The sequence below is a fragment of the Pseudomonas sp. NFACC25 genome (assembly GCF_900100935.1).
In the GTDB taxonomy this organism is placed as follows: Bacteria; Pseudomonadota; Gammaproteobacteria; order Pseudomonadales; family Pseudomonadaceae; genus Aquipseudomonas; species Aquipseudomonas marginalis.
The window spans coordinates 209,147-223,863 of the sequence record NZ_FMUC01000008.1; the positions used below are offsets into that span (position 1 = coordinate 209,147).

The 14,717-nt window shown below is 60.7% G+C and carries 12 protein-coding genes; 5 read left to right on the forward strand and 7 right to left on the reverse strand.

The genetic code is table 11. The annotated features are described in order from the left end of the window. Positions 1 to 185: 185 nt before the first annotated feature. Positions 186 to 1,850: an energy-dependent translational throttle protein EttA gene (ettA, locus tag BLQ09_RS19440; RefSeq protein ID WP_027605320.1), complete on the forward strand. Its 1,665-nt coding sequence runs from the start codon at positions 186 to 188 to the stop codon at positions 1,848 to 1,850. 298 nt (positions 1,851 to 2,148) lie between these two features. Continuing rightward, positions 2,149 to 3,486, forward strand: coding sequence for an NADP-specific glutamate dehydrogenase (gdhA, locus tag BLQ09_RS19445; RefSeq protein ID WP_092358270.1), 1,338 nt, complete (start codon positions 2,149 to 2,151; stop codon positions 3,484 to 3,486). Here the strand turns inward: gdhA and BLQ09_RS19450 are convergent. The 5 genes from BLQ09_RS19450 to BLQ09_RS19470 form a co-directional block, all read right to left on the reverse strand. Then, positions 3,483 to 3,980: a GreA/GreB family elongation factor gene (locus BLQ09_RS19450; RefSeq protein WP_092358272.1), complete on the reverse strand. Its 498-nt coding sequence runs from the start codon at positions 3,978 to 3,980 to the stop codon at positions 3,483 to 3,485. The genes gdhA and BLQ09_RS19450 overlap by 4 nt on opposite strands. Positions 3,981 to 4,050: 70 nt before the next feature. Continuing rightward, complete coding sequence (locus BLQ09_RS19455) at positions 4,051 to 4,407, reverse strand: hypothetical protein (protein WP_065938304.1); 357 nt, start codon at positions 4,405 to 4,407, stop codon at positions 4,051 to 4,053. A gap of 147 nt (positions 4,408 to 4,554) precedes the next feature. Further along, entirely contained in the window at positions 4,555 to 4,860 is a 306-nt protein-coding gene (locus BLQ09_RS19460; protein ID WP_092358274.1) for a chorismate mutase, read from the reverse strand. Positions 4,861 to 4,908: 48 nt separating this feature from the next. Further along, entirely contained in the window at positions 4,909 to 6,762 is a 1,854-nt protein-coding gene (locus BLQ09_RS19465) for an Lnb N-terminal periplasmic domain-containing protein (RefSeq protein ID WP_027605326.1), read from the reverse strand. Between the two features lie 91 nt (positions 6,763 to 6,853). Next, positions 6,854 to 7,342, reverse strand: coding sequence for a DUF3015 domain-containing protein (locus BLQ09_RS19470; RefSeq protein ID WP_027605327.1), 489 nt, complete (start codon positions 7,340 to 7,342; stop codon positions 6,854 to 6,856). A gap of 268 nt (positions 7,343 to 7,610) precedes the next feature. Between BLQ09_RS19470 and BLQ09_RS19475 the strand changes: the two genes are divergently transcribed. Together BLQ09_RS19475 and BLQ09_RS19480 are read left to right on the forward strand one after the other, a co-directional pair. Further along, positions 7,611 to 10,049, forward strand: coding sequence for a Lon protease family protein (locus BLQ09_RS19475; RefSeq protein WP_027605328.1), 2,439 nt, complete (start codon positions 7,611 to 7,613; stop codon positions 10,047 to 10,049). A gap of 298 nt (positions 10,050 to 10,347) precedes the next feature. Then, positions 10,348 to 10,665, forward strand: a complete 318-nt coding sequence (locus tag BLQ09_RS19480) for a PA4575 family protein (protein WP_027605329.1) — start codon at positions 10,348 to 10,350, stop codon at positions 10,663 to 10,665. A gap of 6 nt (positions 10,666 to 10,671) precedes the next feature. On the opposite strand, the gene BLQ09_RS19485 is transcribed toward BLQ09_RS19480, so the two are convergent. Further along, complete coding sequence (locus BLQ09_RS19485) at positions 10,672 to 12,495, reverse strand: hypothetical protein (protein ID WP_081744420.1); 1,824 nt, start codon at positions 12,493 to 12,495, stop codon at positions 10,672 to 10,674. Positions 12,496 to 12,659: 164 nt separating this feature from the next. Here BLQ09_RS19485 and BLQ09_RS19490 point away from each other — a divergent pair, with 164 nt between their 5' ends. Continuing rightward, a complete protein-coding gene (locus tag BLQ09_RS19490; protein WP_017253710.1) occupies positions 12,660 to 13,148 on the forward strand; it encodes a TIGR00645 family protein in 489 nt (162 codons plus the stop codon). A gap of 15 nt (positions 13,149 to 13,163) precedes the next feature. Here BLQ09_RS19490 and BLQ09_RS19495 read toward each other — a convergent pair whose 3' ends face one another. Then, complete coding sequence (locus BLQ09_RS19495; protein WP_027605331.1) at positions 13,164 to 14,603, reverse strand: ArnT family glycosyltransferase; 1,440 nt, start codon at positions 14,601 to 14,603, stop codon at positions 13,164 to 13,166. Positions 14,604 to 14,717 lie beyond the last annotated feature (114 nt).

Genomic DNA, 14,717 nt, shown 5'->3' on the forward strand with positions numbered 1-14,717 from the left:
CCCCGCTTGGCTGGACTGACCAAGCGCATTCAGGTAGCTTTGCCGGTTACGCGGGGGCGTTCCAGCCCCAGACATTCAGGCTTTTTCCGCTCGCTGGCATTGATGATAGTCAACGGCCCGCGCGGCGCATGGCCTGGCACGGGCTTCGCCCGCTTAATTCATCAGTCACTGACGCTAGGTTCACCATGGCTCAATACGTCTTCACCATGCATCGGCTGGGAAAAGTTGTCCCTCCGAAGCGGGAAATCCTGAAAAATATTTCGCTGTCCTTCTTCCCCGGCGCCAAGATCGGCGTGCTCGGCCTCAACGGTTCGGGTAAGTCCACGCTGCTGAAAATCATGGCCGGCGTCGACACCGAGTTCGAAGGCGAAGCCCGCCCGATGCCGGAACTGAACATCGGTTACCTGCCCCAGGAGCCGATCCTGGACCCGACCAAGACCGTGCGTGAAGTGGTCGAAGAAGCCGTCAGCGTGATCAAGGACGCCCAGGCCCGCCTGGACGAGGTCTACGCCGCCTACGCCGAACCGGACGCCGACTTCGACAAGCTGGCCGCTGAACAAGCCAAGCTCGAAGCCATCCTGCAGGCCGGCGACGGTCACAACCTGGAGCGCCAGCTGGAAGTCGCCGCCGATGCACTGCGCCTGCCGGCGTGGGACGCCAAGGTCGAACATCTGTCCGGTGGTGAAAAACGTCGCGTGGCCTTGTGCCGCCTGCTGCTGTCGGCGCCCGACATGCTGCTGCTCGACGAACCGACCAACCACCTGGACGCCGACTCCGTCGCCTGGCTGGAGCACTTCCTGCACGATTTCCCGGGCACCGTGGTTGCGATCACGCACGACCGCTACTTCCTCGACAACGTTGCCGGCTGGATCCTCGAACTCGACCGTGGCGCCGGTATCCCTTACGAGGGCAACTACTCCGGTTGGCTGGAAGCCAAGTCCGACCGTCTGGCCGCCGAATCCAAGCAGCAATCGGCCCACGAAAAAGCCATGAAGGAAGAACTGGAATGGGTGCGCAAAGGCGCCAAGGCCCGCCAGTCCAAATCCAAGGCACGTCTGCAACGCTTCGAAGAAATGCAGTCGCAGGAATTCCAGAAGCGCAGCGAAACCAACGAGATCTACATCCCGGCCGGCCCGCGCCTGGGTGACAAGGTCATCGAGTTCAAGAACGTGTGCAAAGGCTATGGCGACCGCGTGCTGATCGACAACCTGTCGTTCTCCATGCCAAAAGGCGCGATCGTCGGCGTAATTGGTGGTAACGGTGCGGGTAAATCCACCCTGTTCCGCATGCTGATGGGCAAGGAAACGCCGGATTCGGGCAGCATCGAAATCGGCGAAACCGTGCAACTGGCCTGCGTGGACCAGAGCCGCGAAGACCTGGATGGCAGCAAGACTGTGTTCCAGCAAATTTCCGACGGTTCCGACCAGATCCGCATCGGCAACTATGAAATCCCGTCGCGCACCTACGTCGGCCGTTTCAACTTCAAGGGCGGCGACCAGCAGAAGTTCGTCAAGGACCTGTCCGGTGGTGAGCGCGGTCGCTTGCACCTGGCCCTGACCCTGAAAGAGGGCGGCAACGTCCTGCTGCTCGACGAACCGTCCAACGACCTCGACGTTGAAACCCTGCGTTCCCTGGAAGAAGCCCTGCTGGACTTCCCGGGCGCCGCCATTGTGATCTCTCACGATCGGTGGTTCCTTGACCGGGTCGCGACCCACATCCTGGCGTACGAAGACGACTCGCAAGCGGTGTTCTTCGAAGGCAACTACACCGAGTACGAAGCGGACCGTAAAAAACGCCTGGGCGAAGCGGCTGCCCAGCCGCACCGTGTGCGCCACAAAAAACTGGCCTGATCCGGCTGGTGTGAAAAAAGCGGAGCCCTCGGGCTCCGTTTTTTTTGTACATTCTTCCTGACCCACACCGATCAAATGTGGGAGGGGGCTTGCCCCCGATAGCTTTTTCCCTGCTGGTGCATAACCTGCCTTGGCAATCCCCTTTTAAGTGCGATAAATCCCTGTTTCCTGGGTTTATTTATATCTAATGCACCATTTAAATTCACAAAAGCGACATTTTGCCCTGTCGCGGTGCGACATGAATTGATAAAGTCCGGCTCAATCTCATTTAAAAACAATCAATTTGCCGAGACTTTTCATGATCGAATCCGTCGAATCCTTCCTCGCCCGCCTGAAAAAACGCGACCCCGACCAGCCGGAATTCCACCAGGCCGTAGAAGAAGTCCTACGCAGCCTGTGGCCGTTTCTTGAAGCCAATCCCCATTACCTGGCCTCGGGCATCCTGGAGCGCATCTGCGAGCCGGAGCGTGCGATTACCTTTCGGGTGTCGTGGGTGGATGATCACGGCAAGGTCCAGGTCAACCGCGGCTTTCGTATCCAGATGAACAGCGCCATCGGCCCCTACAAGGGCGGCTTGCGTTTCCATCCGTCGGTAAACCTGGGGGTGCTGAAGTTCCTCGCCTTCGAGCAGACCTTCAAGAATTCCCTGACCTCGCTGCCCATGGGCGGCGGCAAGGGCGGCTCGGATTTTGATCCCAAAGGCAAGAGCGATGCCGAAGTCATGCGTTTCTGCCAGGCGTTCATGAGCGAGCTGTACCGCCATATTGGCGCAGACGTGGATGTGCCGGCCGGCGACATCGGCGTGGGCGCCCGTGAGATTGGCTTCCTGTTCGGCCAGTACAAGCGCCTGAGCAACCAATTCACCTCCGTGCTCACCGGCAAGGGCATGACCTACGGCGGCAGCCTGATCCGCCCGGAAGCCACTGGGTTCGGGTGTGTGTACTTCGCCGAAGAAATGCTCAAGCGCGACGGCCAGCGGGTGGAAGGCAAGCGCGTGGCGGTCTCCGGCTCCGGCAACGTCGCCCAATACGCGGCGCGCAAGGTCATGGACCTGGGCGGCAAGGTGATTTCCCTGTCCGACTCCGAAGGCACGCTCTACGCCGAAAGCGGCTTGACCGAGGAACAATGGGCGGCGCTGCTGGAGCTGAAAAACGTGCAGCGCGGGCGCATCAGCGAACTGGCCGGCCGTTACGGCCTGGAATTCCGCGCCGGCAAAACCCCTTGGGAACTGGCCTGCGACATTGCCCTGCCATGCGCTACCCAGAACGAACTCAACGCCGAAGCGGCCCGCACGCTGCTGCGCAACGGCTGCATCTGCGTGGCCGAAGGCGCCAACATGCCGACCACCCTTGAGGCTGTGGATATCTTTATCGAGGCGGGCATCCTGTTTGCGCCGGGCAAGGCATCGAATGCCGGCGGCGTCGCCGTGAGCGGCCTGGAGATGTCGCAGAACGCCATGCGCCTGTTGTGGACCGCCGGTGAAGTGGACAGCAAGCTGCACAACATCATGCAGTCGATCCACCATGCCTGTGTGCACTACGGTGAAGAGAACGGTCGGATCAACTACGTGAAGGGCGCGAACATTGCGGGCTTCGTCAAGGTTGCCGACGCGATGCTGGCCCAAGGCATCGTCTAGGCCTCGGCCTCGATGCGCAGCACTTCGATCAACTGATCGCCGACGGGGCGCTTCCACAGCACCTCGTCACCCTCCTGGGCGCCCAGCAAGGCACGGCCCAGGGGCGAGCCCCAGTTGATCAGGCCGGCGCTGGCGTCGGCCTGGTCTTCCCCGACCAATTGAATGCGCTGCTGTTCGTCATGCTCATTGGCGAACGTCACCCAGCTGCCGATCTGCACCTTGTCGGTAGACGTAGCGGGCGCCACCACCTGGGCGCTCTGCACGCGCTGGTTGAAGTAGCGCAAATCCCGCTCAAGGTCGGCCTGGCGCTGCTTATCGGCCTGTTCGCCCTTGGCGGACTCGGCGCTGTGGGCGGCCTGTAGCTGCGCAACCTTGGCCTGCAATTGCGCCAACCCCTGGGCGGTCAGGCGATTGGGCTGCTCACTGACCTGGCGCTCCACCGGCTGATCGGCCTGGGCGGCGGCGTTGTCCTCATTTACAAAAGCTCGGCTCATGACGTTCTCCCTCTATGGAGCTTGGGCCATGTTCGCCGCACTTTAGTTTCGATGAATGTCTGAAAGCGACCTATTGCGAGCGATAGGCCCGCGCAGCATCCCGGTTCTTCTCCTGTTGCCAGGCGCGTTCACGGTCATCCCAGTGATTGTCCTTGTAGTCGCGCAGCTCCTCGTTCTCGCGCATGGCCTTGCACTGGCGAAAGCCATCCTCCCAGCCTTCGGCGTAGACCCGGTCTTTCAGGTAACGCGGCACGTTTTTGCGAAACACCCCAGTGATCACCCCCGCCGCCTGGCGGCCGCTGCTGCACCCATCGTCAAAACCATCGGCAAAGGCGGGCGGATAGCCCCGAGCCAGCAATTCCTGATGGGTTGACTGGCAACCCGATAGCCACACCACCGCACACAGCATTACTGCATACCGCCACATTGCTTGCTCCCTGGCCGTTTCACGGCTGATAGGAGAAGTCTAGATAGGGATTTGTCGGGGAGGTGTGAAAGGGGTGTGAGAAAGGTGTGGAGCACGATGAGGTCGGGCGGTGGGCACCGAAGCCGTTGGCGCCCTCCCCACAAGGGCCTAGGTTGCCTGGTTGGTCGCCAGAGCCGCATGATCCGCCAATTCCTGCTGGATAAACGCCGCGATCATTGCGCGATAGACCTGCTCGGTCACCTCGGGGTTGGCGCCCACGGTCTGCGCCAGATCCCGCACCTTGGCGATCACCTGCTCGACCCGCTGCGGGGCCTTGACGCCATCGGTGTCTTTTTTGAAGCGTGCCGCCTGGGAGACGTAGTGGCCGCGTTCGGCCAGCAGGGTGACGATTTGCTGGTCGAGGCGGTCGATGTTGTTTCGAACTTCTTCAAGGGTGGTGCAGGTAACGGCCATGTCGAATGAACTCCTGATGGTGCGGGCAATGCTGACAAAAGGTGTTAGTCAGTAGTGATACCACTTCACCTCAAGCATCACTTCATTCACCGGCGTCGACAAGTGGCTGTACTCGCGCTGTGCACTCAGGCGCAGGCCCAGGTTACGGGACAGTTCCCACTGCTGGTTCAGGCTGATGCTGCGCCGCACTTCACCATTGGTGAAGAAATCCCCTTTCGCTTCCAGGCTCAAATTGCCCAGCGGGTTTTTCCACAGCACGCCGGTATTGAACCCGGCCGCGGGAGAGATGGCTTCGTTGAAGTCGTTGTTGTGTTCCACGCGCACGGTGCCGAGGGCGAAGCCGAGCATATCGTCGCGCAGTTGCCAGGTGCCGCCGGCGCCGCCGTTGACGTGGGCGACCAGGGTTTCGTCGTCGTGTTTACCGGGCACCCGCTCCAGGCCGCCGGTAACTTGCCAGGACCACGGCTGCAGCAAGGCGTTGCGCGGGGTCAGGGAGCGGATGGTGGCCAGGTCCAGTTGCTGCAGTTGCCAGTGGTTGCCTTCGTACTGGCGCAGTTTCATCTGCAGGATTTCGATCTGGGCGCCAAGAGGGAAGCCTTCGGCGTTGTCGTTGAGGTCGTGGTAGGCCATGCGCAGGCCGTATTCGCCGAAGGCCTTGTCGCCACGGGTGCCGATGCCGGCTTGCCAGGTGCGCGATTCATGGCCGTTTTCGGGCAGGCCGGGGGGCGTGATCGTCAGGTCGGGCGCGGGGTTCTGGTTGATCGCGCGCAGCAGTTCGAAGCTGCGTTGGGAGCGCGCGGTGTCGCGCTCGAGGCCATTGGCACGGTAGCGGCCCAGGCGGTAGGCGGCGTCGATGATCAGCGCCTGGCGGTCGCGAGGCAATGCTTTGAAGGCTGGCGCCTGCAATTGCTGCTGGTCGTCGCTGACTTTCAGCACCCATTGCTGTTCGTCGCTGTCGAGCGGCTTGGCACGCTCCAGCAACTCGCGCTCGCGGGAGGGACGGTAGTCGATCTTTTCCACCAGTCCCGCGTCCTTCACGGCCTTGACCGTGTCGGTGGGGATCGCGGTGAGCGGGAATTGCTCGGTCAGGCGTAGGCCGGGGCGCGCCACTTGCAGCAGTTCCAGCAGGCGATAGGAGCAGTTTTCATCGAAGAAGAAGTAGTCGAACTGGATCTGCTTGAGCTCCCACACGTGCTCGACCATGCGCTCGGTCTCGACCTGGGTGAGGTTGAGGCGGTATTCCCACAGGTCGCGGTTTTCGAGGCTGCGGTATTCGGAGAGTTTTTCCTGGTAGGGCACCAGGGCGAACAGGCCGGGGTAGCCGCCCATCAGGCCTTTCCAGGCGTACAGGATGCTGTTGTCCGAGCCTTCGATATAGGCGCCGAAGTTGATCGCGTAGCTGAGCAGTGCGGTCTTGTTGCTCTGCACGTCGGCCTGGTCGATACGCAGCAGGGTGTGACCGAACATCGACGACGGGCTGTTGAGGTAGGCCGCCGGGAAGATCATCACCGCGCTATGGGGGGCGACGTCCTTGAACCATTGCTTGAATTCCTTGCAGTCCACGGCGGGCAGGTCAGTGAGGTGCAACTGATCCTTGAGCCAGCGGGTACGTGCGGGGTAAACGCATTGGGCGTGTTTTTCACCCAGGCTGGCCGGAGCGTAAAGCGCTTCAACGGTGGCCTTGAGTTCTGCATCCGGGTGGTGGGCGCCATCGGCGGCGAGGAAGAATTTCTTTTCACTGACATAGCTGCGCCAGCCACTGACTTTGCCGGCTTCGTAATGGCCCAGAGAAAGCCAGAACGGATCATTGGCCAGTTGCTGCAAACGTTGATCATCAAGATGCGGTGCCGCGTACAGCGGGGCGCAGGCAAAGAGTGCCATCCAGGCAAAGCGTTTGAGCATAGGGGCAACTTAAGTCGGAAATTAGAGAGACCCAAGGAGAGGCGGGTCCAAAAATAAAACCCGCGCCTGGGTAGGCGCGGGCAGGACGAGCTTAAGCCTGGGTAGCGTATTTCGCCAGACGGGCATCGCCTTTCAGTACAGCCAGGGTGTTGTTGTGCACGTCTTCAGCGGTCACATCGGCCTTGCTGAAGATTTGCTGGAAGTGTTCGTGAGCCACGGCAGCGAAGTGCTCGCGATCTTCCGGAGCAACACCCAGTACCACGGCGTAGGTGGTCAGTGCTTCGCCATTACCCTTGGCCATGTCTTCGGACAGCTCGTTCATCATGCCATTCATGGCAATCCAGGACTTGCCGCCGTAGGTCAGCGCGCTGTTGGTGCTGCAACCGTTGGTGCCCGAGGTCATGCCGAAGGTGGCGTTACCCGAAGTACCGTTGGTGGTGGAAGCCAGGAAGTGAGCTGGAGTACCGCGCTGGCCTTCGAACAACATGTTGCCCCAACCGCAGTTCGGGCCACCTGGTGCTTCAGCCATTGCATTGAGGGAGACGACGGTGAAGAGAGTACCGAGAAGGATCCGTTTCATAGCTTTGTTCTCTTTGTGTGCAAACCAATGGACAAGGGTTCAGGCACTTCATAGCGCCCTAGGGATCGGTTATTAGTCCAACCCGCGCAGTTTGGAGTTTAGGCACGTTCCAAGGGTTCCGTGTGTTTTTATAAAACAATCAGCAATGTCGCGATTTTTTTTGCAGGGCGCCTCCCGTGTCCAGGGTTTCCCAACGGCGCGCCTTGCCAGAGCGCGCAACAGGGAGCCAGAATGCCGTCATCTGCCCCGCCTGATGTAAGGAAGCCCGATGCCTGATCCTGTTGCTGCCAGCTTGCGTCTAGCGCCCGAAGCGCTGACTCGCCCTTTCTCCGCTGAACAGTTCAGCTTCTCGACCACCAATGATTTGGAGCCCTTTCGCGGTGTGCTTGGCCAGGAACGTGCGGTTGAAGCGTTGCAGTTCGGTGTGGCCATGCCGCGCCCCGGTTACAACGTATTTGTCATGGGCGAGCCGGGCACCGGCCGCTTTTCGTTCGTCAAACGCTACCTGAAAGCCGAGGGCAAGCGCCTGCAGACCCCGGCGGACTGGGTCTATGTGAACAATTTTGACGAGCCTCGCGAACCCCGCGCCCTGGAATTGCCAGGCGGCGGTGCGGCCGCGTTCATTGCCGATATCAATGGCCTGGTCGACAACCTCGTCGCGACCTTCCCGGCGGTGTTCGAACACCCGACTTATCAACAGCGCAAGAGTGCCATCGACCGTGCCTTCAACCAGCGCTATGACAAGGCCCTGGACGTGATCGAGCGCCTGGCCCTGGAAAAGGACGTGGCGCTGTACCGCGACAGCTCAAATATCGCCTTCACCCCGATGCTCGACGGCAAGGCCCTGGATGAGGCCGAGTTCTCGCAGCTGCCGGAAGTGGATCGCGAGCGTTTCCACACGGATATTTCCGAGCTGGAAGAACGCCTCAACGAGGAGTTGGCCAGCCTGCCCCAGTGGAAGCGCGAGTCCAACAACCAACTGCGTCAGTTCAACGAAGAAACCATCACCCTGGCCTTGCAGCCTTTGCTCGCACCGCTGTCGGAAAAGTACGCGGAGAACGCCGGTGTCTGCGGTTATCTGCAGGCCATGCAGGTGTACCTGCTGAAAACCGTGGTCGAGCAACTGGTGGACGACGCCAAGACCGACGCCCAGGCCCGCAAGCTGCTCGAAGAGCAATACTGCCCGAGCCTGGTGGTGGGCCATGCGGTCAACGGTGGCGCGCCGGTGGTGTTTGAACCGCACCCGACCTACGACAACCTGTTCGGCCGTATCGAATACAGCACCGACCAGGGCGCGCTGTACACCACCTATCGGCAGTTACGCCCAGGTGCGTTGCACCGTGCCAACGGCGGGTTTCTGATTCTTGAAGCCGAGAAGATGCTCAGCGAGCCGTTTGTGTGGGACGCCCTCAAGCGTTCCCTGCAGTCGCGCAAGCTGAAGATGGAATCGCCCCTGGGCGAACTGGGCCGCCTGGCCACCGTGACCCTTAACCCGCAGATGATCCCGTTGCAGGTCAAGGTCATCATCATCGGTTCGCGCCAGTTGTATTACGCGCTGCAGGACGCCGATCCGGACTTCCAGGAGATGTTCCGGGTGCTGGTGGATTTCGACGAAGACATCCCGATGGTGGACGAGAGCCTGGAGCAGTTCGCCCAGTTGCTCAAGACCCGCACTTCGGAAGAAGGCATGGCGCCGCTGACTTCGGACGCGGTGGCGCGCCTGGCCACCTACAGCGCACGGCTGGCGGAGCACCAGGGCCGTTTGTCGGCACGTATTGGGGATTTGTTCCAGCTGGTCAGCGAAGCGGACTTTATCCGGCACCTGGCGGGCGATGAGATGACCGATGCGGGCCATATCGAGCGCGCGCTGAAGGCCAAGGCCACGCGTACCGGGCGGGTGTCGGCGCGGATTCTCGACGATATGCTCGCCGGGGTGATCCTGATCGACACCGCCGGCGCGGCGGTCGGCAAGTGCAATGGGCTGACGGTGCTGGAGGTCGGTGACTCGGCGTTCGGTGTGCCGGCGCGGATTTCCGCCACGGTGTACCCGGGCGGCAGCGGCATCGTCGACATCGAGCGTGAAGTTAACCTCGGGCAGCCGATCCACTCCAAGGGCGTGATGATCCTCACCGGTTACCTGGGCAGCCGCTATGCCCAGGAATTTCCGCTGGCGATCTCGGCGAGTATCGCGCTGGAGCAGTCCTACGGTTACGTGGACGGTGACAGCGCGTCCCTGGGCGAGGCCTGCACGTTGATCTCGGCCTTGTCGAAGACGCCGCTCAAGCAGTGCTTTGCGATCACCGGTTCGATCAACCAGTTTGGTGAAGTGCAGGCCGTGGGCGGGGTCAACGAGAAGATCGAAGGCTTCTTCCGCCTGTGCGAAGCCCGCGGTTTGACCGGCGAGCAAGGGGCGATCATTCCCCAGGCGAACGTGGCCACGTTGATGCTGGATGAAAAGGTGTTGCAGGCCGTGCGCGCCGGGCAATTCCACATCTATGCGGTGCGTCAGGCCGACGAGGCATTGAGCCTGCTGGTGGGCGAGGATGCCGGTGAGCCGGACGCCGAGGGGCAGTTCCCGGAAGGCACGGTCAATGCCCGCGTGGTCGAGCGCTTGCGCGCGATTGCCGAGATGATCAGCGAGGAAGACCTGAAGGACGCGGAGAAGGAACTGGCGCAGCAGGCGCTGGCCGAAGCCAAGCCCACCTGAGTTCTGAGGCCAGGCCGGATCAAACATGTGGGAGGGGGCTTGCTCCCGATTGCGATGGGTCAGTCATGTAGATGTCGACTGACACACTGCATCGGGAGCAAGCCCCCTCCCACATTTGGATCTGGTTGCGTCACTAAATTGACGTCCTTCTGAGGGCCAACGCCCGTTGGTCCCTACAGCCTTGGTTTGTCATGTTTTTATTCTATTCTGAGCCTTAGGGATATCCACAGGAGTCGCTGGATAGAAACAGCCTCGCCATAGGTTGAGGCTGAACACCGATCTACCGAGGGTCGCCGCCATGCCGCGCAACCTTTGCCTTACCCGCCAGTGCTTCGGCCTGGTTACCCGAATCGAATGTTCCGTTCGCCCGCTCGCGGGGGATAACGGGATGTGGACCTTGTTGTTTGCCGCCGGAATGACGGGTGAACAGCCTTCCACAATCAAGTCCCAGGGCCCGTTTCATGGGCCCTTCGTGGCAGAAAGCATGCTGCAATCGATCGTCGACAGCCTGACCCTGCACGGCTATGAGCTGGCGGGTGACCCGCAGATCTGGTGCCTGCACATGCAGGCCCATCTGCGGCAGCTCAATGGCAGCCATGAGCAACTGGCGCTGTAGGCGCGGTTATTTGCTCTCGGGTTTGTCCAGCTTGACCTCAAAGCCGTATTGCACGGTACTGAGGTCGGTGCGCTGGTAGCTTTCCAGTGCGGTCGGCTGGCCGTAGAAGTAATGCACGTCAAACAAGGCCGTGCCGTATTCCTCGGCGCGGTGGCTGACGCCGAGGATTTCCTTGAGGTAGTTGCCGCTGGCGTCCTTGGCATAGAAGCGCCAGCTGTCGGCCGGGAACTCCTTTTGGTCGACGATCAGTGCGTTGTCCTTGAGTGATAAACCCTTGGGCAGCTTGGCCGCATCGATGTCACCTTTCTCGATAGTCGCCAGGAACAGCGGGATCGAACCCACCACAAACGCCGGGTTTTCCGGGAACAGGTTGAGGTCGTAGGTGAGGGTGCCGCGGGCCGGGTTCAATTCATACGCCTCGGTCGGTAACTCGATGGGCTCGCCGCGTTCACCTTTCTCATCGGCAGTGAAAAACGTCACCGGTGATTCGCTGCTGTTGCGCTCGCTGCCCACCAGGTCGTCATTGAAGGTGAATGGGTGGTCGAACACGATATGGGCGGCGCTGGCGTCTTCGACGGACTGGCTGATGGTGACGCTGTTCTTCAGTTGTTCCTCGGTCAACGAGGCGTCCTTGAGCCAGCTGGCGGCGCCGTCGTCGTACACGGTGACCGGCATGGGCAAGGCTTGTACGGTTTTTTCCAGGCTGTTCTTGTCGAAGCGCAGGACCGGCAGGTCGAGGTCCTTGCGCGTGACCGTGGCCGTGGAGAAATCCAGCACATTGATCTGCAGGGTGTCGATCAGGCCATTGAAATAGACCTTGGCGTAATGGCTGCTCTGCTTGTGTTCGAAGGCTTTCTGCTCATCGACCAGTTGCTTTTCAAACCCATCGGACCAGGCCTTCTGTTTTTGCATCTCGGCCAACTGTTTCTGGTAGAACTCGACTTGCGCGCTGCTTTCGTTGATCGAACCCGAGCGTGTGAGGAATTGTCCGGTGCCGTCCCGTGCCTGTACCAGCAAGGGGTTGGGCGATTCGTCACCCACTTCGGGGGCCAGTGGTTGGCTGTTGGTCAGTTCGATTTCGGCGTAGTTCTTTTCCAGGAGCAGCAGGTTGACGGTGATATTGCCTTCGGTGCGTTTGTGGCCGACGTCCTTTTTCGACAAGTCGAAGGTCAGCACTTTGCCCGGTGCGATCACTTCCACTGCGCCTTTGAGGCGAACGGGTTGCGGCTGGCTTTTGTTTTCCGTCTCGATGCCATCGATAAACGGGTAGGTGACCGTCAGGTCATCCGGGTTGGTCAGGTTGGAGCTGCTGGGGCTCAACTGGATGCCGGGATCGGTTTCCGACCATTCCGGCTGGAACGGCACGACCTTGTTGTTGCTTAAGGTGACGGACTGCCATTCCAGGCCGTGGGGGAAGGGGAACTGGTCCGGCACATTGAAGTTGAACGGGAAGACCGGCTGCAGATCGGTCAGGTAGTCGGAATGTGAGGCTTTGCGCAGTACGAACAAGCCATTGATGTAGGTGTCCACCAGCCCTTGCGGCGTGGGGTAGTGCTTGAGCAGCGCGAGGGTGTCCTCGCCGTATTCGGCCTCGATGGGCTTGGTGGCGAGCTTGACCCGCGCCCGTTCCAGCAGCAGCAGCGAGCCGCCGAGGTCGGCAATGGCGTCGCGCAGTTTCGGATCCTGGATGCTGTCGAGGGACTGCTCGAACTTCGCGGTTTTCTCTTCGAGGGTGGCCTGTTTCTGCTCATCGCTTGGGGAACAGCCGCCGGCCAGCAACAAGGCGGCGCACAGGCCAACGCTGGCCAAAGGGGATCGCACATCCATCATCTGAGTTTTTTCCTGTCCGACGTCATCGAGCCGAGTTATTGGGCTCGACACTAGCAGAAAAATTCTCTTACAGATGCCGCCCAGGTCAGTTTTCTCGTGGTTACAGGTGTCTTATAGCGGCTGGTATACTCGCCGCCATTTCTAGCCATGCTGTGTGAGATCCAATGGAACGCTTTATCGAAAATGCTATGTACGCCTCGCGCTGGCTGCTGGCGCCTATCTATTTCGGCCTGTCCCTCGGGTTGCTGGCGCTGGCGCTGAAATTCTTCCAGGAAGTGATTCACTTGCTGCCGAGCGTGTTCTCGATGGCCGAGTCCGAGCTGATCCTGGTGCTGCTGTCGTTGATCGACATGGCCCTGGTCGGCGGCTTGCTGGTGATGGTGATGATTTCCGGCTACGAGAACTTCGTCTCGCAGCTGGACATCGATGAAAACAAGGAAAAGCTCAACTGGCTGGGCACCATGGACTCTTCGTCGCTGAAGATGAAAGTGGCGGCCTCCATCGTGGCGATTTCCTCCATCCATTTGCTGCGCATCTTCATGGACGCCAAGAACGTCGATCCGCAACACCTGATGTGGTACGTGATCATTCACATGACCTTCGTGATCTCGGCCTTCGCCATGGGTTACCTGGACAAGGTCACCAAGCACTGATGCCCCGCGCTGGCCTTACTGCTCGATGAAGTAGTAGGGCTGGCGGTTGATGGCTATCTCCTTGATCACCGTGACCTTGGTGGTCAAGTCGTTGGTATGGTCCAGCAGCGCGACGTTGCCGGGCTTGGCGGTCAAAAAGCGCTGAAGCTCGGCTTCGGTCTGCAGGATCGGTAGGTAGGCCTGGGTGTAGAACACGCTGGCGCCGGCGATCCGCTCATTGGGCTGAAACAACACCACCTCCTTGCCTTCGGCTTGCAGTGCCTGGATCTGACTGATCAACGGCACGAACGACTGGCGCACGTCGGCTTTGGGCGCGAACCAGAAAGCAGCGATCAGGTAGCACGCCACTGCCAGGGTAAAAACGCCGCCAATCACGCGGCGGTGATAGGCGTACAACGCCGGCTTGTGATCCTTCAGCCATTTCAGCAGCACCCGCACATATTCCGCAGCCAGTACAGCGGCGGCCGGTGTCAGGGCCATCAGGTAAACCGTGCGCTTGCTTGAGGCCAGCGTCAGCAGGGTGAATTGCGCCACCAGCCATACGCTGAAAAACAGGCGGTAGCGGTTACGCACCAGGCTTTTCCGGAAGTGCCACAGGCCCAGGTACACCAGGATATTCCACGGCAGGAAGGCCTCGGGCAGCTTGGCGATGTAGTAGTAGAACGGCTCGTAATGCCCGGCCTCCACGAACGAGCCGCTGAAGCGCCCGACGCTGTTGGTCCACAGCACTTCGCCCACGGCCTGCATCCCGCCGCGCTGGAACAGGAAGCACAACCAGATCATCAGCGGCACCAATGCCAGCAGGGTGAACAGCGCCGGCTTGAGCCAGTCGGCGAGGCGCAGGCGCCTGTCCATCAGGCTGGTGCTGGCCAGGTACACGAAAATCACGATGCCCGGCATCGCCAGGCCCAGTACGCCTTTGCTCAAGGTGGCGATCACCATGCCGGCGGTAAACAGCGCCCAGGCCCAGGTCGTCGAGCTTTGGCGCTCGGACTCAGGCCGCATCGCCTGGTAGAACGCCAGCAGCGCGGTGGTCACGCCGAGGCTGAGCAGTGAGTCTTCCCCCACGCCGCGCACATTGCTCCAGTAGCTGGCCATGGTCGCCAGGATCAGCGCCGCACTGAAGGCCAATGTTTTCGGGCGCCCGAACCGGCGCAGCATTCCATAGAACAGCATCACGCTGAACAGACCGGCAAATGCCGACGCCAGGCGGACCGCCCCAGGCGTTCCGCCGAACAGGCGAATCGCTCCGGCGTCCAGCCACAGGCTCAGGGGTGGTTTTTCCAGGAAGGGTTCACGAAACAGTTGCGGCACGACCCAGTCATTGTCCAGGTGCATGGCCATGGCGATCCCCGCGACGCGGGCCTCGGTGGAGCCTTGCAGTTCGTGGTTTCCCAGGGCAAAGAAGAACAACAGAGCAGCAAGCAGGAGCAGCAGGGGAGCGGGGCGCGTCATGGAGTCTGGCTACCGAGGCAGAAGGCCGTTCGGGAGAACGGCTCGCAATCGGTGAGTATAGGGAGGCGATTCTTAATATTTCATGAATGGGAGTGGGTTTATAGCGCTGGGCCA

What these genes read in the sequence shown, in the direction of transcription:
- ettA (WP_027605320.1), top strand. Translation starts at nt 186, where the DNA reads ATGGCTCAATACGTCTTCACCATGCATCGGCTGGGAAAAGTTGTCCCT.
- BLQ09_RS19475 (WP_027605328.1), top strand. Translation starts at nt 7,611, where the DNA reads ATGCCTGATCCTGTTGCTGCCAGCTTGCGTCTAGCGCCCGAAGCGCTG.
- BLQ09_RS19465 (WP_027605326.1), bottom strand. Translation starts at nt 6,762, where the DNA reads ATGCTCAAACGCTTTGCCTGGATGGCACTCTTTGCCTGCGCCCCGCTG.
- gdhA (WP_092358270.1), top strand. Translation starts at nt 2,149, where the DNA reads ATGATCGAATCCGTCGAATCCTTCCTCGCCCGCCTGAAAAAACGCGAC.
- BLQ09_RS19470 (WP_027605327.1), bottom strand. Translation starts at nt 7,342, where the DNA reads ATGAAACGGATCCTTCTCGGTACTCTCTTCACCGTCGTCTCCCTCAAT.
- BLQ09_RS19485 (WP_081744420.1), bottom strand. Translation starts at nt 12,495, where the DNA reads ATGATGGATGTGCGATCCCCTTTGGCCAGCGTTGGCCTGTGCGCCGCC.
- BLQ09_RS19490 (WP_017253710.1), top strand. Translation starts at nt 12,660, where the DNA reads ATGGAACGCTTTATCGAAAATGCTATGTACGCCTCGCGCTGGCTGCTG.
- BLQ09_RS19455 (WP_065938304.1), bottom strand. Translation starts at nt 4,407, where the DNA reads ATGTGGCGGTATGCAGTAATGCTGTGTGCGGTGGTGTGGCTATCGGGT.
- BLQ09_RS19450 (WP_092358272.1), bottom strand. Translation starts at nt 3,980, where the DNA reads ATGAGCCGAGCTTTTGTAAATGAGGACAACGCCGCCGCCCAGGCCGAT.
- BLQ09_RS19495 (WP_027605331.1), bottom strand. Translation starts at nt 14,603, where the DNA reads ATGACGCGCCCCGCTCCCCTGCTGCTCCTGCTTGCTGCTCTGTTGTTC.
- BLQ09_RS19460 (WP_092358274.1), bottom strand. Translation starts at nt 4,860, where the DNA reads ATGGCCGTTACCTGCACCACCCTTGAAGAAGTTCGAAACAACATCGAC.
- BLQ09_RS19480 (WP_027605329.1), top strand. Translation starts at nt 10,348, where the DNA reads ATGCCGCGCAACCTTTGCCTTACCCGCCAGTGCTTCGGCCTGGTTACC.